Annotated in this window: 22 protein-coding genes; 16 read left to right on the top strand and 6 right to left on the bottom strand. The window is 63.6% G+C overall.

Annotated features, from left to right (window positions below; all coding sequences use genetic code 11):
* Window positions 1-5 precede the first annotated feature (5 nt).
* On the top strand, window positions 6-824 hold the full coding sequence (locus tag XH90_RS10805; RefSeq protein ID WP_194481203.1) for a quinoprotein dehydrogenase-associated SoxYZ-like carrier: 819 nt from the start codon (window positions 6-8) through the stop codon (window positions 822-824).
* A gap of 103 nt (window positions 825-927) precedes the next feature.
* Here XH90_RS10805 and XH90_RS10800 read toward each other — a convergent pair whose 3' ends face one another.
* Window positions 928-1,287, bottom strand: a complete 360-nt coding sequence (locus XH90_RS10800) for a hypothetical protein (protein ID WP_194481202.1) — start codon at window positions 1,285-1,287, stop codon at window positions 928-930.
* An 86-nt stretch (window positions 1,288-1,373) separates the two neighbouring features.
* Between XH90_RS10800 and XH90_RS10795 the strand changes: the two genes are divergently transcribed.
* Genes XH90_RS10795 through XH90_RS10780 form a run of 4 tightly spaced genes read left to right on the top strand, consistent with a single transcriptional unit; the run spans window position 1,374 to window position 4,188 of the window.
* Complete coding sequence (locus XH90_RS10795) at window positions 1,374-2,348, top strand: ABC transporter substrate-binding protein (RefSeq protein WP_194481200.1); 975 nt, start codon at window positions 1,374-1,376, stop codon at window positions 2,346-2,348.
* Between the two features lies 1 nt (window position 2,349).
* Window positions 2,350-3,087 (top strand): ABC transporter permease, encoded by a 738-nt coding sequence (locus XH90_RS10790; protein ID WP_194481198.1) that lies wholly within the window; start codon window positions 2,350-2,352, stop codon window positions 3,085-3,087.
* Entirely contained in the window at window positions 3,077-3,787 is a 711-nt protein-coding gene (locus XH90_RS10785) for an ABC transporter ATP-binding protein (protein ID WP_194481196.1), read from the top strand. Before XH90_RS10790 ends, XH90_RS10785 begins: the two co-directional genes overlap by 11 nt.
* A gap of 47 nt (window positions 3,788-3,834) precedes the next feature.
* Window positions 3,835-4,188 carry a hypothetical protein gene (locus XH90_RS10780; protein WP_194481187.1) on the top strand — a complete coding sequence of 118 codons (354 nt, stop codon included), beginning with the start codon at window positions 3,835-3,837 and terminating at the stop codon, window positions 4,186-4,188.
* A gap of 4 nt (window positions 4,189-4,192) precedes the next feature.
* On the opposite strand, the gene XH90_RS10775 is transcribed toward XH90_RS10780, so the two are convergent.
* The 4 genes from XH90_RS10775 to XH90_RS10760 form a co-directional block, all read right to left on the bottom strand.
* Entirely contained in the window at window positions 4,193-4,402 is a 210-nt protein-coding gene (locus XH90_RS10775) for a hypothetical protein (protein ID WP_194481185.1), read from the bottom strand.
* Between the two features lie 276 nt (window positions 4,403-4,678).
* Window positions 4,679-5,584: a hypothetical protein gene (locus tag XH90_RS10770; protein ID WP_194481182.1), complete on the bottom strand. Its 906-nt coding sequence runs from the start codon at window positions 5,582-5,584 to the stop codon at window positions 4,679-4,681.
* 25 nt (window positions 5,585-5,609) lie between these two features.
* Entirely contained in the window at window positions 5,610-5,690 is an 81-nt protein-coding gene (gene pqqA / locus XH90_RS10765; RefSeq protein WP_012029362.1) for a pyrroloquinoline quinone precursor peptide PqqA, read from the bottom strand.
* Between the two features lie 171 nt (window positions 5,691-5,861).
* Window positions 5,862-6,254 (bottom strand): EF-hand domain-containing protein, encoded by a 393-nt coding sequence (locus tag XH90_RS10760; protein ID WP_194481180.1) that lies wholly within the window; start codon window positions 6,252-6,254, stop codon window positions 5,862-5,864.
* A 340-nt stretch (window positions 6,255-6,594) separates the two neighbouring features.
* Here XH90_RS10760 and XH90_RS10755 point away from each other — a divergent pair, with 340 nt between their 5' ends.
* The 4 genes from XH90_RS10755 to XH90_RS10740 all read left to right on the top strand — a co-directional run bounded on the left by XH90_RS10755 (window position 6,595) and on the right by XH90_RS10740 (window position 10,156).
* Complete coding sequence (locus tag XH90_RS10755) at window positions 6,595-8,259, top strand: methanol/ethanol family PQQ-dependent dehydrogenase (protein WP_194481177.1); 1,665 nt, start codon at window positions 6,595-6,597, stop codon at window positions 8,257-8,259.
* Window positions 8,260-8,271: 12 nt separating this feature from the next.
* A complete protein-coding gene (locus tag XH90_RS10750; protein WP_194481175.1) occupies window positions 8,272-8,625 on the top strand; it encodes a cytochrome c in 354 nt (117 codons plus the stop codon).
* Complete coding sequence (locus XH90_RS10745; RefSeq protein WP_194481173.1) at window positions 8,622-9,548, top strand: ABC transporter substrate-binding protein; 927 nt, start codon at window positions 8,622-8,624, stop codon at window positions 9,546-9,548. The genes XH90_RS10750 and XH90_RS10745 overlap by 4 nt, the downstream gene beginning before the upstream one ends.
* Before the next feature lie 182 nt (window positions 9,549-9,730).
* A complete protein-coding gene (locus XH90_RS10740; protein ID WP_194481171.1) occupies window positions 9,731-10,156 on the top strand; it encodes a hypothetical protein in 426 nt (141 codons plus the stop codon).
* Window positions 10,157-10,166: 10 nt separating this feature from the next.
* Here the strand turns inward: XH90_RS10740 and XH90_RS10735 are convergent, their stop codons facing one another.
* Window positions 10,167-11,135: a helix-turn-helix domain-containing protein gene (locus XH90_RS10735; RefSeq protein ID WP_194481169.1), complete on the bottom strand. Its 969-nt coding sequence runs from the start codon at window positions 11,133-11,135 to the stop codon at window positions 10,167-10,169.
* A 514-nt stretch (window positions 11,136-11,649) separates the two neighbouring features.
* Here XH90_RS10735 and xoxF5 point away from each other — a divergent pair.
* The 7 genes from xoxF5 to XH90_RS10700 all read left to right on the top strand — a co-directional run bounded on the left by xoxF5 (window position 11,650) and on the right by XH90_RS10700 (window position 19,527).
* Entirely contained in the window at window positions 11,650-13,452 is a 1,803-nt protein-coding gene (xoxF5, locus tag XH90_RS10730; protein ID WP_194481167.1) for a lanthanide-dependent methanol dehydrogenase XoxF5, read from the top strand.
* 111 nt (window positions 13,453-13,563) lie between these two features.
* Window positions 13,564-14,052 carry a c-type cytochrome, methanol metabolism-related gene (locus XH90_RS10725; RefSeq protein WP_194482657.1) on the top strand — a complete coding sequence of 163 codons (489 nt, stop codon included), beginning with the start codon at window positions 13,564-13,566 and terminating at the stop codon, window positions 14,050-14,052.
* 61 nt (window positions 14,053-14,113) lie between these two features.
* Entirely contained in the window at window positions 14,114-15,223 is a 1,110-nt protein-coding gene (locus XH90_RS10720) for an S-(hydroxymethyl)glutathione dehydrogenase/class III alcohol dehydrogenase (protein ID WP_194481164.1), read from the top strand.
* Window positions 15,224-15,253: 30 nt separating this feature from the next.
* Window positions 15,254-15,817, top strand: a complete 564-nt coding sequence (gene gfa / locus XH90_RS10715) for an S-(hydroxymethyl)glutathione synthase (protein WP_194481162.1) — start codon at window positions 15,254-15,256, stop codon at window positions 15,815-15,817.
* A 623-nt stretch (window positions 15,818-16,440) separates the two neighbouring features.
* On the top strand, window positions 16,441-16,893 hold the full coding sequence (locus XH90_RS10710; protein WP_194481159.1) for a (2Fe-2S)-binding protein: 453 nt from the start codon (window positions 16,441-16,443) through the stop codon (window positions 16,891-16,893).
* A gap of 1 nt (window position 16,894) precedes the next feature.
* Window positions 16,895-19,207: a molybdopterin cofactor-binding domain-containing protein gene (locus tag XH90_RS10705; RefSeq protein ID WP_194481157.1), complete on the top strand. Its 2,313-nt coding sequence runs from the start codon at window positions 16,895-16,897 to the stop codon at window positions 19,205-19,207.
* A gap of 56 nt (window positions 19,208-19,263) precedes the next feature.
* Window positions 19,264-19,527 (top strand): hypothetical protein, encoded by a 264-nt coding sequence (locus tag XH90_RS10700; protein WP_194481155.1) that lies wholly within the window; start codon window positions 19,264-19,266, stop codon window positions 19,525-19,527.
* Window positions 19,528-19,744 lie beyond the last annotated feature (217 nt).

Below are 19,744 nucleotides of genomic sequence, written 5' to 3'. Positions count from 1 at the left end.
CGACCATGATGGGATGCACACGCCGCCTGCCCCTGATCGCCGCATTGCTCGGCATCGCCTTCGCACTGCCTGCGAGCGCCGAAGAGGCCTACGATCCCTGGCCGGGCCTGGTGCAGGATATCTTCAACAACCGTCCGATGAACGACGGCGCTGACGTCATCGCCATCGAGATGCCCTATCGCGCCGAGGACGCGGCCATCGTGCCGGTGACCCTGCGCAGCAAGCTGTCGCCCGCTGACGCCAGGCGCATCCGCTCGATCACGCTGGTGATTGATCGCAACCCGGCGCCGATGGCGGCGAAGTTCGAACTCGGCGCGGATGCCAACGTCACCGAGATCTCCACGCGCGTTCGCGTCAACAATTACACCGACGTCCATGCGGTGGCCGAGCTCAGCGACGGCCAGCTCTACGTCTCCAAGACTTACGTGAAGGCGTCGGGCGGATGCTCGGCGCCAGCCGGAAAGAATGCCGAGGAGGCCAACAAACGGCTCGGCCAGATGCGTTACCGCCAATTCGCGCGCGAGGATGCGCCGGCAAGCCGCATTCGCGAGGCGCAGATCATGATCGGCCATCCCAACAATTCCGGCTTGCAGATGGACCAGGTCACACAGCTCTATATTCCCGCCTTCTTCATCAACCAGTTGAAGCTGACGCAGGGCGACAGCCCGGTGCTGTCGATGGAAGGCGGCATCTCGATCTCGGAAGATCCCAATCTGCGCTTCACCTACGTCTCCAACGGCGCCAAGCGTTTCCGCGCGGAAGCCAAGGACACGGACGGACACGTGTTCCGGAACGAGTGGGACGTGGAGAAGCCCGCGACATAGCAGCCACGCCGTCATTCCGGGGCGCTGCGAAGCATCGAACTATGGTGCGCAATTGCGCAGCTCAGGTCCGATCCTTCGGATCATCCCGGAATGACAATCCAAATCAGAAACACCTCACCTCGGCCTCGGCCTGCGCCCGCCGCAGATCATTCACGGCCGAATTCGCCTGCTCCGACGTCCGGAACTGGGTGCCGAGATTGCCGCGGACCTGGGACATGCTGAGCGCGGTCTCGGCGGTGACATAGCGCTCGTAGGAGACAATCGAGGCGACCACGTCGATCGAGCAGGAACACTGCTCGATCGCCTGCCGCGTCTCGCCATTGGCTTTCATGCAGCCATAGACATATTCCGCGCGCGCCGAGGTCGGATAATCATTGGCCTCCTCGGCCCGAGCCGCATACGCGGTCGCTGCGAGCACAACCAGAGCGGCGACAATCGGTCGTACCCGTCCCGCAAAACGCATGAGCATCCTCCCGCTGGTTGCGATGGAAGCTATGCTATGCCTATTGTCCTGAAAAGCACCTATAAGAGGAAATGGCTCACAAGGTGATGAGAGTTCTGGCACGACCATTGGCGCTCGTGATTGCGCTGACGCTGGGCACGGCGGCCCATGCCGCTGACGTCATCCGCCTGGCGGTGCAGAAGACTGGAACGTTCTCCTGGGAACTGGCGACCATCCGCGCGGCCGGGCTCGACAAGGAGGCCAACCTGTCGCTGGAGGTCACCGAGCTTGCGAGCCCCGAGGCCGGCAAGATCGCGCTGCGCGCCGGCAATGCCGACATCATGCTGTCGGACTGGTTGTGGGTGTCGCGCGAGCGCGCGCTCGGCGCCAGGCTCACCTTCTATCCCTATTCGAGCGCGCTCGGCGCGGTGATGGTGCCGCCGGCCTCGCCGATCAAGACGCTGGCCGACCTGAAGGGCCGCAAGCTCGCGGTCGGCGGCGGTCCGATCGACAAGAGCTGGCTGCTGCTGCAAGCGCGGATGAAGCAGGACGGCATCGACCTCAAGTCGGATGCCACGATCGTCTATGGCGCGCCGCCTCTGATCGCCGCGAAGGCGCTCGACGGCGAGATGGATGCGAGCCTGAATTTCTGGAATTTCTGCGCCCAGCTCGAGGCCAAGGGTTTTCGGCGCGTTGCCGGCATCGAGGAGATCTTGCCGAAGCTCGGCGCGAAGGGCGCGGTCTCCGCGGTCGGCTACGTCTTCGACGAGGGCTGGGCCGCGAACCATCGCGACGCCGTGGCGCGCTTCATCGCCATGACCCGCAAAGCCAAGCAGCTGCTGGTTACTTCGGATGCGGCCTGGGACAAGATCGCTCCCCTCACAGGCGCGACCGATCCGGCCATGCTGAAGACCTACCGCGACCGCTATCGCGACGGAATTCCGCGCCGGAGCATCAGTGACGAGGAGACCGATGCGCGCGTGCTCTATCGCGTGCTGGCCGAGATCGGCGGCCGCGACCTGGTCGGGCCGGCCGCCGAGCTCGACCCTGGCACGTTCTATCACGCAGTCCCCGGAGACTGAGGTGCTGCGCCTGCTCTCCTTCGCCCTGTTTCTCGTAATCTGGTGGACCGCCGCGCTGTTCGTCGGCGGCGCCAAGCTGCCCTCACCGCCTGCGGTGCTCAACGTCATCATCGCAGAAGCCGCGAGCGGCGCATTGTTCCTGCATCTCGGTGCGACGCTGGCGCGCGTCGCGCTGGCCTTCGTGCTGGCGATGTCGCTCGGCAGCGCCATCGGTTATTTGATGGGACGGGTGAAGCTCGCCGACCGGCTCGGCGATCCCTGGCTGATCCTGCTGCTCAACCTTCCGGCGCTGGTCGTGATCGTGCTGGCCTATATCTGGGCGGGTCTCACGGAGGCCGCGGCAATCGCGGCCATCGCCATCAACAAACTGCCGACCGCGGTCGTCACCTTGCGTGAAGGCACACGCGCACTCGACCGCTCGCTCGACGAGATGGCGATCGTATTCGCGATACCGCGCTGGCGCGCCTTCCGGCACGTCGTGCTGCCGCAGCTTGCACCCTATATTGCGGCCTCTGCCCGCTCCGGCCTGTCGCTGGTGTGGAAGATCGTGCTGGTCGCCGAACTCCTGGGACGGCCGAACGGCGTCGGTTTCGAGATCGGGGTCGCCTTCCAGCTTTTCGATACGCCGCGGCTGCTCGCCTATTCGCTGACATTCGCCGCGGTCGTGCTCGTGATCGAGACGGCGCTGGTGCAGCCGTTCGAGGCCCGCGCAACACGGTGGCGGCCCCGTGCGGCTTGAGGTCGAGATCACAGGCAAGACCTACAGGAGCGCTGCGGGCGGCACGCACGAGGTGCTGTCACCACTGAAATTCGCGCTGGAATCCGGCGAGGTCGGCGTGCTGATCGGCCCGTCCGGCTGTGGCAAGAGCACGATGTTGCGGATCATTCTCGGGCTCGACCGCGATTTCGAAGGCCACGTCGCGCGCCCGCCGGAGGCACGGATCGGCATGGTGTTCCAGGAGCCGCGGCTGCTGCCGTGGCGCTCGGTCGAGCAGAACGTGCGCCTCGCCGCGCCCGACGTCACCGACGCCAAATTGTCGGAGCTGTTCAGGATCCTCGAGCTGGAGGCGCATCGCAGCCACTTCCCCGGCGAATTGTCATTGGGCCTCGCTCGCCGCGTAGCACTGGCCCGCGCCTTTGCCGTCGAGCCTGATCTGCTGGTGCTCGACGAACCCCTCGCCTCGCTTGACGACGCGCTCGCCGGCCGCCTCCGCGACGAGATCGCGACGCTGGTGGCGAGCCGTTCCGTCATGACGCTGCTCGTCACCCATAGCCTGGATGATGCGATACGTCTCGGCGACCGCCTGTTCTTCCTGTCACCGCGCCCGACGCGCATCGTGCAGCAGGTGCCGATCTCGATTCCGCGCGCGGAGCGCAGTGAGGTCGAGCTTGCCCGTATCAGGGCGGACCTTGCGGCGTTGCAGCTTGAATCGAAATGACATCTCGTGATCAACTGCATCGAACGAGATCGTCGAGGGAGGCCACGATGCGCCGTCAGCTGATTCCGATCGGCATTTTGTTGGTTGCGATGCCGGGCGCGGCGCTCGCACAGACCAAAGGCAAGGGCATCCGGCTCTGGAATCTGACGAGCGAGACGATCTCCGGCTTCCAGCTCGCACCATCGGGCAAGACCGACTGGGGTCCAAACCAATGCCTGAACGACAAGGACAAGGAGGTCGACCACGACGAGCGGCTGCGCATCACCGGCATCGAGCCCGGCCGCTACGATGCCAGGGTCAGCTATCCCAATTCACGACAATGCATCGTCCGCGACATCGAGATCAAGGCGGACGCGGTGTTCTCGATCGCCGACAAGGATTTGAAGGATTGCACGAAGTAGCGCGTCACGCCCTGTCATGCGTATGCGGGTATTCGCAGCGCCAGCGCACCGCCTGCCATTTCGGGTGATCACCGATCCATTGGGCGATGTAGGGCGGCGCGGCCATGGAGCACTGGGCCGGCGAGCCGCCGAAATTGAACACCAGATGCTGCTCCTCGCAGGTCGCAGGCGAGAGCACCGCACACACAGTCACCACCAGGTCGATCGGATTCATGCCGGGATCCTCGCGCGGGAACGATTGAGACTAGCACAAAGGGCTACGTTTCCCGCACCCGGAAGTTTCAAACGAAAGTGAGAAACGCCTCTTGCTGTTCCCCCCTCTCCCCGCTTGCGAGGCCGCGACGAGCGTCGCTCGCGCCGAGAGGGTCAAGATGAGGGGGAGCCGCCACGGGGGCGGTGAGAGCTGGGCTCGCGGGAAGTCCCCCTCTCCCGGAATTTGCTGCGCAAATCCCGGCCTCTCCCCGCACGCGGGGAGAGACGAAGACAGCAGCTAGAAGTTAATCCCGAACACCAGCCGCGCCTGGTGGCGCTCGAAATTGACGAGGTCGAGATTGGCCCCCGATCCGGCCGGACGTCCCCAGGCCTGCATGCTCCAGCTCAAAGTGAGCCGCGACTGCTCGGAGAGCTGGACATAGGCGGTCGGCCCGACGAACAGCGCCTGTCCCGAGAACTCGCCGAGACCGATGCCCTCATATTGGCGGAAGTAGCGCATCTCCCCGCCGAGCAGGACGTTCGGCCGCACCCGCACCATGCCGGCGAAAGCCGCACCGATGGTGGAGTTCTTTTCGGACAGCCCTGATACCTCGAAGCGCGCCCATTCCGGCTGGTAGATCAGATTGAGCGCACCGATCGCAAAGTTCGGGATCAGTTCACGGTCGAAGGCAAGCGTGAAGTCGGTACCGTACATCCGCCCCTTCGCGCCGCTGACTTCGTCGATGCGATCGCCATGGGTCTCGGCAGCGACGGTCATCCCGAACGGGGCATTCTCCCGATCGAGCAGGCGATAACGCAAATCGAGCGAGAGGCCCTGGAAATTGAACTGGCGGCGGTCGTCGATATCAGGGACGCCGGTGATGTCGTGCAGCGTAGCGGTGCCGCCGACCTCGACGCGAAAATTCGGCAGCGGCACGATTTCGATCTCGACCTCGTGCTCGAGGGCGCGATAGGTGCCGCCGCCCTTGCCGAAACGTCCCGTCGTCTGGGTCTGGAATTCGCGCTCGCCTTGATTGCCGACATCGCTGCCGATCAGGAAGCCGAAAATGTGCTCGGTGTCGAAGCCCTCTTCGGCGCTCACACCTGTCGGCGCGAGCGCGACGGCACACGCAACCGCAGTCCAGAATGTGGAGGCCCCCAAGCGCATGCAGAACACTACCACGGCTTCGACGGCCTCCGCCATCGAAGCCGCGGCAGGTTCGTCAGTCTTACTTGCGCGCAGCGCAGGCGTACATGTTGATTTCCATGCCGACCGGCACTTCCACGATCTTCGGAGCTTTCCAGGCCATTCGGGGTCTCCCCAGGTATTGAGCGCGACATCGCGCCGGCAAAAACCTAGGGCTGCCTCAAGCACAGCGCAAGTCTGGAATCGGATCGCGAACACAGCGAAGTATCGCGCCGCACACGCAAATTTCACTCTCGGGCAAATCGCCTTCGCTCTCAGTCAAGCGCGGCTGACCTCAGCGCAACAATCGCAGCAATGCGCGCCCCGCTCGCGAATTCAGCTCCTTGGCGTCGAGCGTTCCGTCCTTGTCGGGATTCGCGGCGTTGAAGCGCTGCTCCACCACGGCGAGGTATTCGTCGAGCGTCAGCGTGCCGTCGTGATCGGGGTCCGCAACGGCGAGTTCTTTCGCCGTTAACCGTCCGCGTAATTCGCGCGCGTCGAGCGTGCCGTCATGGTCGGGATCGAGCCTTGCGAACAGCGCGGCGGCGGCCTTCTTCACCTCGGCCAGATCGAGCGTACCGTCATTGTCGGTGTCGAACGTCTTGACGGCACCGGCGGATGCCGACCAGGCCGGACCGGACAGCGCAGCGATGGTGAGCGCAAGCGCAACTGTGCGACGCGATATCATTGTGACCTCCCTGACCATGGACCCCGATGCGATCGGGGATCGAGCGACACAAGTGCACAGTGACGTCCCGGTTCAAGTCCGAGATTGCCGCCTATGCACCGCACAACGGAGAAACTAGACCGTTCGGGCGCAACAGCCCATCGCTACCCTGCTTCATGCTACGGAATTTTTTCAGCGTCTGCACACAAGTCGGAGCGGGTCGCCAGGTTTCCGTCAGGTGACCGGCATCTTGCGTCCAACATATCGGCAGCGAAATTTCGACTTTCGTATTGACGGGTTTTGCATTCGAGTCGAGTGTTGCAACCGCAGCGTCAAAAGACGCGCATATTGGGAGGAACGGATGAAACGCCTTGCGATGGCCGCGAGCCTCGTCATATCCGCATGCTCGGTTGCGAGCGCACAAACGACCGATCAGCTGGTCAAGGGCGCAACCGATACGTCGAACGTTCTCAATTACGGGATGGGCTACAATCTCCAGCGCTTCTCGACGCTGAACCAGATCAACAAGGACACCGTCAAGAATCTCGTCCCGGTCTGGAATTATTCCTTGAACGACGATCGAAGCGAGGAATCGCAGCCGCTGGTGTACCAGGGCGTGATCTACGTAACCTCTCACAATGCGACCATGGCGGTCGACGCCAAGACCGGCAAGCAGATCTGGAAAACCAAGATCGAATATCCAGCCGAGACGCCACGCATCGTCTGCTGCGGCATCATCAACCGCGGTGCGGCGCTGTTCGACGGCAAGCTGTTCCGTACCACGCTCGACGCCAACGTGATCGCGCTCGACATCAAGGACGGCAAGGAGCTGTGGCGGCAGAAGGCGGCCGACATCAAGGAAGGCTATTCGATGACGGTGGCCCCGCTGGTCGCCGACGGCGTCGTCATCACCGGCATCTCCGGCGCCGAGTTCGGCACTCGCGGCTTCATCGACGGCTGGGATCCTGCAACGGGCAAGCATCTCTGGCGCACCCATTCGATTCCCTCGCCGGACGAGCCCGGCGGCGACACCTGGAAGGGCGACACCTGGAAGCTCGGCGGCGGCTCGACCTGGATCACGGGCTCCTATGATGCCGAGCTGAATACGGTCTACTGGGGCATCGGCAATCCCGGTCCGTTCAACGCGGCCGTGCGCCCCGGCGACAATCTCTACACCTGCTCCGTGCTGGCGATGGATCCCAAGACCGGCAAGATCAAGTGGCACTACCAGTTCTCGCCGAACAACCCGTTCGACTACGACGCGGTGGCCGAGATGGTCCTCGCCGACATGAATGTCGAGGGCAAGCCGACCAAGGTGCTGATGGATGCCAACCGCAACGGCTTCTTCTACGTGCTCGACCGCACCAACGGGAAGCTGATCGCGGCCAATCCTTACGTGAAGGTCAACTGGGCGACCGGCGTCGACATGAAGACGGGCCGGCCGATCGAGACCGACGTCGTCAAGGATGCACGCGAGGGCAAGAAGGTCACGGTCTATCCGTCGATCCTCGGCGGCAAGAACTGGGAGCCGATGTCGTTCAACCCTCAGACCGGCCTCGCCTACGCCAACACGCTCGCCTTCGGCGGCAAGTACAAGTCGGAGCCGGCCACATTCAAGCAGGGCGAATGGTATCTCGGCATGGACCTGACCGATCCCTGGGAGTGGGGCACCGGACCGCGCGGCCATTTGAAGGCGATCGATCCGATGACCGGCAAGGCGAAGTGGGAAGCGGCAAGCGACATCCCGCGCTTCTCGGGCGTGCTGTCGACCGCGGGCGGCGTCGTCTTCACCGGCGCGCTGACCGGCGAGTTCGAGGCCTTCGACGCCGAGAACGGCAAGAAGCTCTGGCAGTTCCAGACCGGCTCGGGCATCGAAGGGCAGCCGGTGACCTGGCAGCAGGACGGCGTGCAGTACATCGCCGTCACCTCTGGCTATGGCGGCGTCTACTCGCTGTTCTCCGGCGACGAGCGGCTGGCCAAGGTGCCGCCCGGCGGCTCGCTGTGGGTCTTTGCGGTGAAGCAGTAGCGGCAACACGCGTTGAAAGACACAGCTCACAAGACGGTGGCGATCCTCGCCACCGTCGCGGTGCTGACGGTCGCGCTTGCGGCGACCGTCCGTGCCGCGGATGATTCAAACGGCAATCCCGTGCAGGCGCAGATCGACCACGGCAAGTCGACCTATGCCGAGAGATGCTCGCACTGCCATGGCCCCAACCTGATGAACTCGGGCACCATCACGCCGGACCTGCGCGCCTTCCCTGACGACAAGACGCGCTTCGTCACCACCGTGAAGAACGGCAAGAACAACAGGATGCCGCCCTGGGGCGATGTCCTGAGCGACGACGACATCGGCAATCTCTGGGCCTTCATCTCGAGCCGGAGGAAGCCATGAGGGTACGGCTTGCAGCGATCGGTCTTGCCGCGATGCTTGCGGCTCCGGCGACGTCGGCTTGGGCGGCCGATCCGCTCAGCGTCTGTCTCGACGAGGATCGACCGCCACTCTCGGCGCATCACCGCGGCAAGCCGGATTCAGGCTTCGACGTCCTGCTGGCGCAGGCGATCGCGGACCGAATGGGACGACCGCTCAAGATCCAGTGGTTCGAGAGCAAGCTGGATGAAGATTCGAGTCCACAACTCGAAGCCAATGCACTGCTCTCCGACGGCCGCTGCTCGCTGGTCGGCGGCTACGCGCTGACGACCGATTCCCTCGTCAAGCCCGGCGTGCCGACGGCGCGCTTGCCGGATTTCGCGGGTGCCACGCGCGACGACCGCCGCCGCCGCGTGACGCTCGGCGCGCTCGCGCCGACCAGGCCTTACGTGTATTCGCCGATGACGGTCGTACTCGGGCCGAAGGCGCGGGAGCGCAAGGTTTCCGACATCGGCGATCTCGCCGGTCTTCGCCTCGCGATCGAAAGCGGCTCTCTCGGCGACGCCATCCTGATGACTTTCGACAAGGGACGGCTGATCGACAATATCACCCATCTCGTGCCGGCCCGCGACGATCTCCTCGGCGCACTCAATCGCGGCGACTATGACGCGACCCTGATCGATCTCGCCCGCTACGACGCCCACCGCACCGCGCATCCCGACACGGCAGTCACAGCCTCCGGCTATTATTATCCGATCGGCGCCAATCGCGGCTATGTCGGACTGGGCAGCGATCCCGCCCTGATCGAGGCCGTCAACAAGGCGCTGACGGATCTTGCCGCCGAGGGGAGGATCGCCGAACTCGGCAGGCAGGCCGGCCTGACCTATCTGCCGCCGCGCGAACCGGCGATCCTCGGCGATGTCTGGACGAAGATCATTAAGCGGTGAGGACGGCCGCGCGTGCGCCGCGACCCCGTCTGGTCACTCACTGCCGTCTCGGCGTACCGGGTCGCCCGGCCAAGCCGGGCGATGACAGCGAGACCGAGGCAAGATGGCCGGCTCGCCCACTGAAGCCATGAGGCGCCCGTGCTAAGCTTAGCGTCTCATTTGACGAGAGAAAGGCCGAGCGCATGAAACCCGATGCTGTCGCCGTGGCGGCCCTGGTCATCCTGCTTTTGCCGATGGGTTACTTCCTGCTTGCTTCGCCCGCATTCCTGCTGGTGAAGCTCGACATCCCGCCCGTCACGCAATTGCTGCGCGGGATGTTCAACATCCAGTTCAGAATGATTGCCGTGACCGGCGTCTTTGCGACCATGGCCTTCCTCGTCGCAGGTCGACCGCTATTCGCCATGGGCATCGGCTTGATCGCGGCCCTGGCGATCTGGGGACGCGGTCGGTTCATGCGACGGATGGACAACGAGCTCAGCGCCAGGGATGCCGGCGACACCGACGCCGTGCGCCGACTACGCCAGCTGCATTGGAGCGGAATGCTCTGCAACGCGACACTGGTCGCGGCGCTCGTGACCAGCATCCCCTACGCAGCAATCTCGACGTAAGCAGGTCGGCTCAATTCTCGTCCGTCGCGACGGCGCCCTGCTGCGCCTTGTGGATCGAGGACGGCACCACACCGAAATATTTCCGGAAGACCCGGCTGAAATGCGATGAGCTGGAGAAGCCCCAGGAGAACGCGACGTCGGTGATGGTCTTGCCGGCATGAGCCTCGAGTTCCTGGCGGCAGTTCTGAAGACGCGCCTGCCAGATGTAGTCGCTCACCGTGGTGCCGCGCTCGGAGAACAGCATGTGCAGATATCGCTTGGAGCAGCCGAGCTCCGCGGAGATCTGGTCGATGCACAGATCGGGATCGCGCAGATGCTCGCGGATGAAAAATTGGGCACGCACATACATCGCCTCGGGCCCGACCCGGTCGAACATCGTGTCGGCTTCGCGCAGCGGCAGCAGCAACAGATCGATCAGCGAATCGGCAACGCCGACCGCGCTGTTGGCCGACAGTTTTGCTGCCTCGTCGAACGTGGCATGGACGAAGTCGTGGGCGATCCGCCCGGTGCCCGTCTTCGCCGAAAGCTTGCAGGCGGGCATGCGCTGCGACGGGAAGCCGCGATCGCGCAAGAGCGCCTTCGGCACGATCACCACGTCGTGGCGCGTGAAGGCGGGACTGACGATCAGATGCGGACATGAGACGTCATAAGCGATGATGTCGCCCGGATTCAATTCGATGTGGCGACCTTCCTGCTCGAAATAGGAGACGCCGTAGGTCTGGAAGTGAATCTTGATGTACGGGTGTTCATTGGCCTTGGCGCGCGCCAGCGTATGCGCGATGCGATGCTGGCTCACCTCGATCTGGCAGAGCTTCAGGCGGGAGACTGAGGTGTAGTCGATGCGCCCTTCGAGTGATGACGCTTCCAGCGGGTCGACATCGAAGTGACCGCACAGACTCGTCAGCCCGTCGACCCAACTCTGGATCTGTCGCTTCGGCGTCAGTCCCGTCGTCGAGAGCGTGTGAATTGTGTCGGACATTAATCCAGCCACTGGTGATACCCGGAGATTCGACGCGAATCGCGGCCAGCGCTTGCTGGAGCCCTCAGCCTTGATTGCGTGACGTTTACCTCGAATTCGAGCGGTCTTGTGAAACGAGCGCCATCGTTCCATTGCCACCCTTTGAAGTTAATCCTCCGCCTTAGTTGCACCGCCGTCAAGGGGAACCTGAGACGCGAGCGTCGCACCAGGCCACGCCGAAGCCGCTGAATTCGCTACTGCAAAATCAAAAACTTCGCCTCCGTGCGCTATCGAGCAAAACGGCTTCTCTCTTGGGCAAGTTTCCCGATGACGAAGTCGTTAGGAATTGCGCCAGGAACAACAAGAACGGGCCGCTCCTGCACGTGGACCCGTAGCTCTCATCAGGAGGAGGAAACAGCACAGCATCGTTTCTGGTCCCCAACGTGACCGCCCTGCACGAGCAGACGCCGGACGAGAAGCCCGGTGATTGAGCAATGCTTCGGAAACAATAAACGAGACCAACGGAGGAATGACTATGCGCAAGGTTCTACTGGCGACTTTTCTAGGCTCCGCGGCGGCTCTCGCCGTCGGGACCGCGTCGGCCAATGACGAGCTGAACAAAATGTCGCAGAACCCGAAAGACTGGGTGATGCCGACCGGTGACTACGCCAACAACCGCTATTCCAAGCTGAACCAGATCAACGCCCAAAATGTCGGCAAGCTCCAGGTCGCCTGGACCTTCTCGACCGGCGTGCTGCGCGGCCACGAAGGTGGCCCGCTGATCATCGGCAACATGATGTACGTCCATACCCCGTTCCCGAACAAGGTCTACGCCATTGACCTTTCCAACGAGAACAAGATCGTCTGGAAGTACGAGCCGAAGCAGGATCCGAACGTCATCCCGGTGATGTGCTGCGATACCGTCAACCGCGGCCTCGCTTTCGGTGACGGCAAGATCTTCCTGCATCAGGCCGACACGACTCTCGTCGCGCTCGACGCCAAGACCGGTCAGGTTGCATGGACCGCGAAGAACGGTGATCCGAGCAAGGGCGAGACCGGCACCTCGGCGCCGATGGTCGTCAAGGACAAGGTGCTGATCGGCATCTCCGGTGGCGAGTTCGGCGTTCAGGCTCACATGAGCGCCTACGACATCAAGACCGGCAAGCTGGCCTGGCGCGGCTACTCGGAAGGTCCCGACGATCAGCTCCTCGTCGACGACAAGACCACCGCCCTCGGCAAGCCGATCGGCAAGGACTCCAGTCTCAAGACCTGGCAGGGCGATCAGTGGAAGATCGGCGGTGGCGCCACCTGGGGCTGGATCTCCTACGATCCCGAGCTGAACCTGATCTATTACGGATCGGGCAACCCCTCGACCTGGAATCCGAAGCAGCGTCCCGGCGACAACAAATGGTCGATGACCATCTGGGCACGCAACCCGGATACCGGCATGGCCAAGTGGGTCTATCAGATGACGCCCCATGACGAATGGGACTATGACGGCGTCAACGAGATGATCCTCTCGGATCAGTCGATCAACGGCCAGGCCCGCAAGCTGCTGACGCATTTCGATCGTAACGGCCTCGGCTATACGCTCGATCGCGCCACTGGTGAGCTTCTGGTCGCCGAGAAGTACGACCCGAAGGTGAACTGGACCTCCGGCGTCGACATGGACAAGAACTCGCCGACCTATGGTCGTCCGAAGGTGCTCGACGCAGCTTCGACCGACAAGGCCGGTGAAGACCACAACGTGAAGGGCATCTGCCCGGCCGCGCTCGGCACGAAGGACGAGCAGCCGGCAGCCTACTCGCCCGACACGCAACTGTTCTACGTCCCGACCAACCACGTCTGCATGGACTACGAACCGTTCAAGGTGAGCTACACCGCGGGCCAGCCCTATGTGGGTGCGACGCTCTCGATGTATCCGCCGCAGGGCGATACCAACATGGGTAACTTCATCGCCTGGGACGGCAAGACCGGCAAGATCGTCTGGTCGAACAAGGAGCAGTTCTCGGTCTGGTCGGGCGCACTCGCAACCGCCGGCGGCGTGGTGTTCTACGGCACGCTCGAAGGCTACCTGAAGGCGGTCGACGCCAAGACCGGCAAGGAACTCTACAAGTTCAAGACTCCTTCCGGCATCATCGGCAACGTCACGACCTATGAGAACGGCGGCAAGCAGTACGTCGCAGTGCTCTCGGGCGTCGGCGGTTGGGCCGGTATCGGCCTGGCAGCAGGTCTGACTGATCCGACCGCCGGTCTCGGTGCGGTCGGCGGCTACGCGGCGCTCAGCAACTACACGGCACTCGGCGGAACGCTGACCGTGTTCTCGCTGCCCAACTAGCCTCTGTTCAGTCCCGCTCCGGCGCGTGGATCGACTCCACGCGCCGGCTCGTCTCCACCTGATGCCTTCGAGGAACACCTCTTGCGTAGAATCTGCTCTGTCATTGCTGCGATGATCTTCGTTGCGTCCGGTGGAATTGCTGTCGCTGACGGCTCGGGCGACCCGACTGCCGTCAAGCAGAACGAAACTGGCGAATGGCTCGATAAGGACGGTAACCCGACCTACAAGATCAACGGCGACTCCGTCGATTGGTACACCTATTCGGGATACCGCCGCTATCACTCGGACTGCCATGTGTGTCACGGCCCCGACGGCATGGGCTCGACCTATGCGCCGGCGTTGAAGGATTCGCTCAAGACGATGAGCTATGCCGACTTCCTCGGTGTCGTCGCCTCGGGCCGCAAGAACGTCTCCACGTCCCAGGAGAACGTGATGCCCGCCTTCGGCGATAACCCGAACGTCGCCTGCTACATGGACGATCTCTACGTCTATCTGCGCGCCCGCTCCAACGATGCCTGGGGCCGCGCCCGTCCGGGCAAGCATGAGGACAAGAACGACGCCTATACCAAGAATGAAGACTCGTGCATGGGCAAGAAGTGAACGTCTTGGGCCCGCCCGAGACCCAAGTCCTGGCATCCCGCGAGAATTTGAGGAGCTACCGATGAAGACACGTGCCGCCGTCGCTTTCGAAGCCAAGAAACCGCTCGAGATCGTCGAAGTCGATCTGGAAGGACCGAAGGCCGGCGAAGTCCTGGTCGAGATCAAGGCGACGGGCATCTGCCATACCGACGCCTATACGCTCGACGGTTTCGACAGCGAAGGGATCTTCCCCTCGATCCTCGGCCATGAAGGCGCCGGCATCATCCGCGAGATCGGCGCGGGCGTCAGTTCGGTGAAGCCGGGCGATCACGTCATTCCGCTCTACACGCCGGAATGCCGGCAGTGCAAAAGCTGCCTGAGTCAGAAGACCAACCTCTGCACCGCGATCCGCGCGACGCAAGGCAAGGGCGTGATGCCCGACGGCACCAGCCGCTTCTCCTACAAGGGCAAGCCGATCTACCACTATATGGGCTGCTCGACCTTCTCCAACTTCACGGTGCTGCCGGAGATCGCGGTGGCCAAGATTCGCGAGGACGCCCCCTTCGACAAGAGCTGCTACATCGGCTGCGGCGTCACCACCGGCGTGGGCGCCGTGGTCAACACCGCGAAGGTCACGCCCGGCTCGAACGTCGTCGTGTTCGGCCTCGGCGGCATCGGCCTCAACGTCATCCAGGGCGCCAAGATGGCCGGCGCCGACAAGATCATCGGCGTCGACATCAACGACTCCAAGGAGGAATGGGGCCGCCGGTTCGGCATGACCGACTTCGTCAACCCCAAGAAGATCACCGGCGACATCGTTCCGCATCTCGTCACCCTGACCGACGGCGGCGCCGACTACACCTTCGATTGCACCGGCAACACCAATGTGATGCGCCAGGCGCTGGAAGCCTGCCATCGCGGCTGGGGCACCTCGATCATCATCGGCGTTGCTGAAGCCGGCAAGGAGATCGCCACCCGTCCGTTCCAGCTCGTCACCGGCCGCAACTGGCGCGGCACCGCGTTCGGCGGCGCCCGCGGCCGCACCGACGTGCCGAAGATCGTCGACTGGTACATGAACGGAAAGATCCAGATCGATCCGATGATCACCCACACGCTCAAGCTCGAAGACATCAACAAGGGCTTCGACCTGATGCATGAAGGCAAATCGATTCGTTCAGTCGTCGTGTTCTAGCTCAAGCGTCACCCCAAGGAGGATCGACCCATGACTGTTGCACTCCACCCCTCGATCGACAACGGCCTCAAACAGGGCAGCGGGCATTTTGCCGGCGGCACGCTCGCCTGCAAATGCAAGGACCATCAGGTCAAGGTCGGCATCAAGGGCGACGTCGCTCACAACCACGCCTGCGGCTGCACCAAATGCTGGAAGCCGCAGGGCGCGACCTTCTCGGTCGTTGCCGTGGTGCCGCGCCAGAACCTCACCGTGCTCGAGAACGGCGACAAGCTCCAGATCGTCGACGCCTCGGCGGTGATCCAGCGGCACGCCTGCAAGGCCTGCGGCACCCACATGTTCGGCCGCATCGAGAACAAGAACCACCCGTTCTACGGTCTCGATTTCATCCATCCGGAACTGTTCCAGGAGCAGGGCTCGCAGGCACCGCAATTCGCAGCCTTCGTCTCCTCGGTGATCGAATCCGGCGTCAAGCCCGAGCAGATGGCCGGCATCCGGTCGCGACTGAAAGAAATCGGCCTCGAGCCCTATGACTGCCTGTCGCCGGCGCTGATGGATGCGATCGCGACCCACGTGGCGAAGGCCAAGGCCGCCTGAGCGAGATTGTCAGACGACTGCCGGTCCGCTCGCTGGTTCGCCGGCGAGCGGGACGGGTACGGCCTGGAATGATCGCGGCCTGTTGCCGCTTGTGCACGTTGCGTATGCGAGCGCGTTCCGCTCCCTCGGTCCTGGTCTCTGAATGACTGCGCAAGGCCGCCCTCTTCCTGCTTGAAGTCAGCGCGCCTTGCGATTCTCCCTCCCTCGACTGAGGACTACTGCTTCGTCCGCGCAGTCCCTCTGGCGGACGAAGCTTTTTTCACCTCTTCGATTTTGCGACCGGCCACCGCGCAGCCTGCCGCCGCGCCCTGCTTTTGACAAACCCCGGATGCAATCTGTTCACGTCGAGTACAGCCGATCAATGACACTTGGCTGTGAACACCGATCCGGCGCGACCTCTGCTACGGTCCCGTCGTCACGATGCCGCGCGAGTTCAATCAAATAAGAACAAAACGGGAGGTATCGAGTACATCCGAACATTGCGATTCGCTTTCCAGCCTCCTGCCGGGACCTGCTCGCGCAGGACGATGGGCTGGAGTGCGGTCACGCGACCTTACGAACATTGTGCCGAGAGAGATCGGCAATGTTGAAATCAACAAGCTTATGAAGAGCGAGGGACTATCATGATCAAGGTGAAGATCAACGGCCAGGAACAGAGCTGGGACGGCGACCCGGATCTCCCGCTACTCTGGTTCCTGCGCGACGAAGCCGGGCTGACCGGCACCAAGTTCGGCTGCGGCCAGGCGCTGTGCGGCGCCTGCACCGTCATCGTCGACAAGGAGGCCGTGCGCTCCTGCATCACCTCGATCAACGACGTCGCGGGGCGCGAAGTCACCACCATCGAGGGGCTGCATCCGGATGGCGATCATCCGGTCCAGAAGGCCTGGCGCCAGGTCAACGTCCCCCAATGCGGCTTCTGCCAGGCCGGCCAGATCATGCAGGCCGCCGCGCTGCTGATGGAGAATCCCAAGCCGTCACATGACCAGATCCGCGAGGCGATGTCCGGCAACATCTGCCGCTGCGGATGCTACCAGCGCATCGAGAATGCCGTCCACCTCGCATCGACGGGAGTGTGACATGAATTTCATCGACAAACCCGGCAAGCTCCGCGGCTTCGAGAAGAATCTGAAGATCGAGAAGGTCTCGCGTCGCAGCATCCTGAAAGGGCTCGGCGTCACCGGCGGTTTCGTGCTCGCCGCTCCCGTGATGACGCGCCAGGCCTTTGCCTATGAGACCGGCGCCGGCAAGATGCCGCATGGCGTCGTGGTCGATCCGCGCGTGTTCGTCGCGGTCGCGCCCGATGGCACCGTCACCATCCTCGCCCACCGCTCCGAAATGGGCACCGGCGTACGCACCAGCCTGCCGCTGATCGTCGCCGAGGAGATGGAGGCCGACTGGTCCAAGGTCAAGGTGGAGCAGGCCCATGGCGACGAGGTCAAGTTCGGTAACCAGGACACCGACGGCTCGCGCAGCACGCGGCACTATTTGATCCCGATGCGACAGATCGGCGCCTCCGCCCGCACCATGCTGGAACAGGCTGCGGCGAAGCGCTGGGGCGTGCCGGCGACCGAGGTGAAAGCGGTCAATCACGAGGTCCTCCACGGCGCCAGCGGACGCAAGCTCGGCTTCGGCGAGCTCGCGGCCGACGCCGCCAAGGAATCGGTGCCCAGCATCGAAGGCCTCAAGCTGAAGGACCCCAAGGATTTCCGCTATCTCGGCAAGGGTCAGGTCGGCATCGTCGATCTCCACGACATCACCACCGGCAAGGCCCGCTACGGCGCCGATGTGCGCCTGCCCGGGATGAAATACGCCGTGATCGCGCGCCCGCCTGTTACCGGCGGCAAGCTCACCTCGTTCGATCCGGACGCGGCGCTGAAAGTGCCCGGCGTCGAGAAGGTGATGAAAGTTCAAGGCTGGCCGTGGCCGTCGAAATTCCAGCCGCTCGGCGGCGTCGCGGTGATCGCGCGCAACACCGGCGCTGCCATCAAGGGCCGCGACGCGCTGAAGCTGGTCTGGGACGACGGCGCCAACGGCAAATACGACTCGGTCGCCTATCGCAGGGATCTCAAGGAAGCCTCGCGCAAGCCGGGCCTCGTCGTGCGCCAGGAGGGCGATGCGGATGCCGCGCTCAAGACGGCCGCCAAGGTCGTTGTCGGCGAGTATTATCTGCCGCACCTCGCCCATGTCAGCATGGAGCCGCCGGTGGCGGTCGCCGACGTCAAGGGCGACAAGGCGGAGATCTGGGCGCCGGTGCAGAGCCCCGGCGGCACGCGTGAAGACGTCGCCAAGACGCTCGGTATTCCCGAGGGCAACGTCACCGTCAATGTCACGCTGCTCGGCGGCGGCTTCGGCCGCAAGTCGAAATGCGACTTTGCGCTCGAGGCCGCGCTGCTGTCGAAGGAGCTCGGCACGCCGGTGAAGGTGCAATGGACGCGCGAGGACGACCTCCATCACGACTTCCTGCACACCGTCTCGGTGGAGCGGATCGAAGCGGGCCTCGACAAGGACGGCAAGGTGATCGCCTGGCGCCATCGCAGCGTGGCGCCGACCATCGCCTCGACCTTCGCGGCGGGTGCCAAGCATGCGGCTGCGTTCGAGCTCGGCATGGGTCTCGTCGACATGCCGTTCGAGATCGCCAACATCTCCTGCGAGAACCCGGAAGCCGCTGCGTTCACCCGCATCGGCTGGTTCCGCTCGGTCTCGAACATCCCGCGCGCCTTCGCCGTACAGTCGATGGTCGGCGAGATCGCAAATGCAACCGGACGCGACCAGAAGGAGACATTGCTCGCGCTGATCGGCAGCCCCCGGATCGTCAAGCCCAACGTGAAGGACCTCTGGAACTACGGCGAGCCCTATGACAGCTACCCGATCGACACCGCGCGCCTGCGCAAAGTGGTCGAGCTGGTCGCCGAGAAGGGCGAATGGGGCCGTCAGGTGCCCAAGGGCCACGGTCTCGGCATCGCCGTCCACCGCAGCTTCGTCAGCTATATCGCGACGATCGTCGAGGTCGCCGTGGACGAGAAGGGCAAGCTGACGGTGCCGCGGGTCGACACCGCGATCGACTGCGGGACCTATGTCAACCCCGAGCGCATCGCCTCGCAGATCGAGGGCGCCGCGATCATGGGGCTGAGCCTCGCCAAATACGGCGCGGTCACCTTCAAGGACGGCAAGGTGGAGCAGAAGAATTTTGACGACTTCCAGGTCGTCAGGATCGACGAGGCACCGCTGATCACCAACGTCCATATCGTGCCGCCCGGGCCGGACACGCCGCCGAGCGGCGTCGGCGAGCCCGGCGTACCGCCCTTCGCACCCGCGCTGATGAACGCGATCTTCGCGGCGACCGGCAAGCGCATCCGCGCGCTCCCGATCGGCAAGCAATTGGAGGCTTGAGGCGGAACATCCGGCGGCCTCGCGCCGTTTCTCTTCGATCTGACAGGAGCAGATCGATGACCAACATTCCAAGGGCGCTCGCAGTCTCATTGCTGTCGAGCGCCTTTCTTTTGACCGCCGCAGCCTCTTTCGCGCAGAGCAGCAACACCACGCCGCCGACCACGGCGACGCGCCCCACCACGCCGGACCAGAGCTCGCTCCCCAACGCCGGCGCCCCGCCCGCGTCCACCACGCAGACGACCGGGCAGAGCAGCAACGATCCGAAGATTCGGGAGATGAATCAGGCGGAGAAGGACAAGGTGGATCGGCAGGGGAAGTAGGTCGGATAGCGCCTGCGCATTGATGAGCCCTCTCCCCTTGTGGGAGAGGGCAGCGACGCTGGTAACCACGACCTCACTTGGGTGAGGGGTCTGTCTCCGCGCATTCTCTCTCAATTGAATTCCAGGATAGAACCCCTCATCCGGCGCTTCGCGCCACCTTCTCCCACAAGGGGCCTGTTGCGTAATTCGCCAGTTGTGATTCCCTGCGGTTGAGCCT

Origin of the sequence: Bradyrhizobium sp. CCBAU 53338, assembly GCF_015291665.1 — a bacterium.
Taxonomy (GTDB): Bacteria; Pseudomonadota; Alphaproteobacteria; order Rhizobiales; family Xanthobacteraceae; genus Bradyrhizobium.
This window is presented reverse-complemented; position numbering and strand designations above follow the sequence as displayed.

Excerpts from the sequence above, each read along its gene's own strand:
- XH90_RS10805 (WP_194481203.1), top strand. The coding sequence starts at position 6 with ATGATGGGATGCACACGCCGCCTGCCCCTGATCGCCGCATTGCTCGGC.
- XH90_RS10800 (WP_194481202.1), bottom strand. The coding sequence starts at position 1,287 with ATGCGTTTTGCGGGACGGGTACGACCGATTGTCGCCGCTCTGGTTGTG.
- XH90_RS10795 (WP_194481200.1), top strand. The coding sequence starts at position 1,374 with ATGAGAGTTCTGGCACGACCATTGGCGCTCGTGATTGCGCTGACGCTG.
- XH90_RS10780 (WP_194481187.1), top strand. The coding sequence starts at position 3,835 with ATGCGCCGTCAGCTGATTCCGATCGGCATTTTGTTGGTTGCGATGCCG.
- XH90_RS10775 (WP_194481185.1), bottom strand. The coding sequence starts at position 4,402 with ATGAATCCGATCGACCTGGTGGTGACTGTGTGTGCGGTGCTCTCGCCT.
- XH90_RS10770 (WP_194481182.1), bottom strand. The coding sequence starts at position 5,584 with ATGGCGGAGGCCGTCGAAGCCGTGGTAGTGTTCTGCATGCGCTTGGGG.
- pqqA (WP_012029362.1), bottom strand. The coding sequence starts at position 5,690 with ATGGCCTGGAAAGCTCCGAAGATCGTGGAAGTGCCGGTCGGCATGGAA.
- XH90_RS10760 (WP_194481180.1), bottom strand. The coding sequence starts at position 6,254 with ATGATATCGCGTCGCACAGTTGCGCTTGCGCTCACCATCGCTGCGCTG.
- XH90_RS10755 (WP_194481177.1), top strand. The coding sequence starts at position 6,595 with ATGAAACGCCTTGCGATGGCCGCGAGCCTCGTCATATCCGCATGCTCG.
- XH90_RS10745 (WP_194481173.1), top strand. The coding sequence starts at position 8,622 with ATGAGGGTACGGCTTGCAGCGATCGGTCTTGCCGCGATGCTTGCGGCT.
- XH90_RS10740 (WP_194481171.1), top strand. The coding sequence starts at position 9,731 with ATGAAACCCGATGCTGTCGCCGTGGCGGCCCTGGTCATCCTGCTTTTG.
- XH90_RS10735 (WP_194481169.1), bottom strand. The coding sequence starts at position 11,135 with ATGTCCGACACAATTCACACGCTCTCGACGACGGGACTGACGCCGAAG.
- xoxF5 (WP_194481167.1), top strand. The coding sequence starts at position 11,650 with ATGCGCAAGGTTCTACTGGCGACTTTTCTAGGCTCCGCGGCGGCTCTC.
- XH90_RS10725 (WP_194482657.1), top strand. The coding sequence starts at position 13,564 with ATGATCTTCGTTGCGTCCGGTGGAATTGCTGTCGCTGACGGCTCGGGC.
- XH90_RS10720 (WP_194481164.1), top strand. The coding sequence starts at position 14,114 with ATGAAGACACGTGCCGCCGTCGCTTTCGAAGCCAAGAAACCGCTCGAG.
- gfa (WP_194481162.1), top strand. The coding sequence starts at position 15,254 with ATGACTGTTGCACTCCACCCCTCGATCGACAACGGCCTCAAACAGGGC.
- XH90_RS10710 (WP_194481159.1), top strand. The coding sequence starts at position 16,441 with ATGATCAAGGTGAAGATCAACGGCCAGGAACAGAGCTGGGACGGCGAC.
- XH90_RS10705 (WP_194481157.1), top strand. The coding sequence starts at position 16,895 with ATGAATTTCATCGACAAACCCGGCAAGCTCCGCGGCTTCGAGAAGAAT.
- XH90_RS10700 (WP_194481155.1), top strand. The coding sequence starts at position 19,264 with ATGACCAACATTCCAAGGGCGCTCGCAGTCTCATTGCTGTCGAGCGCC.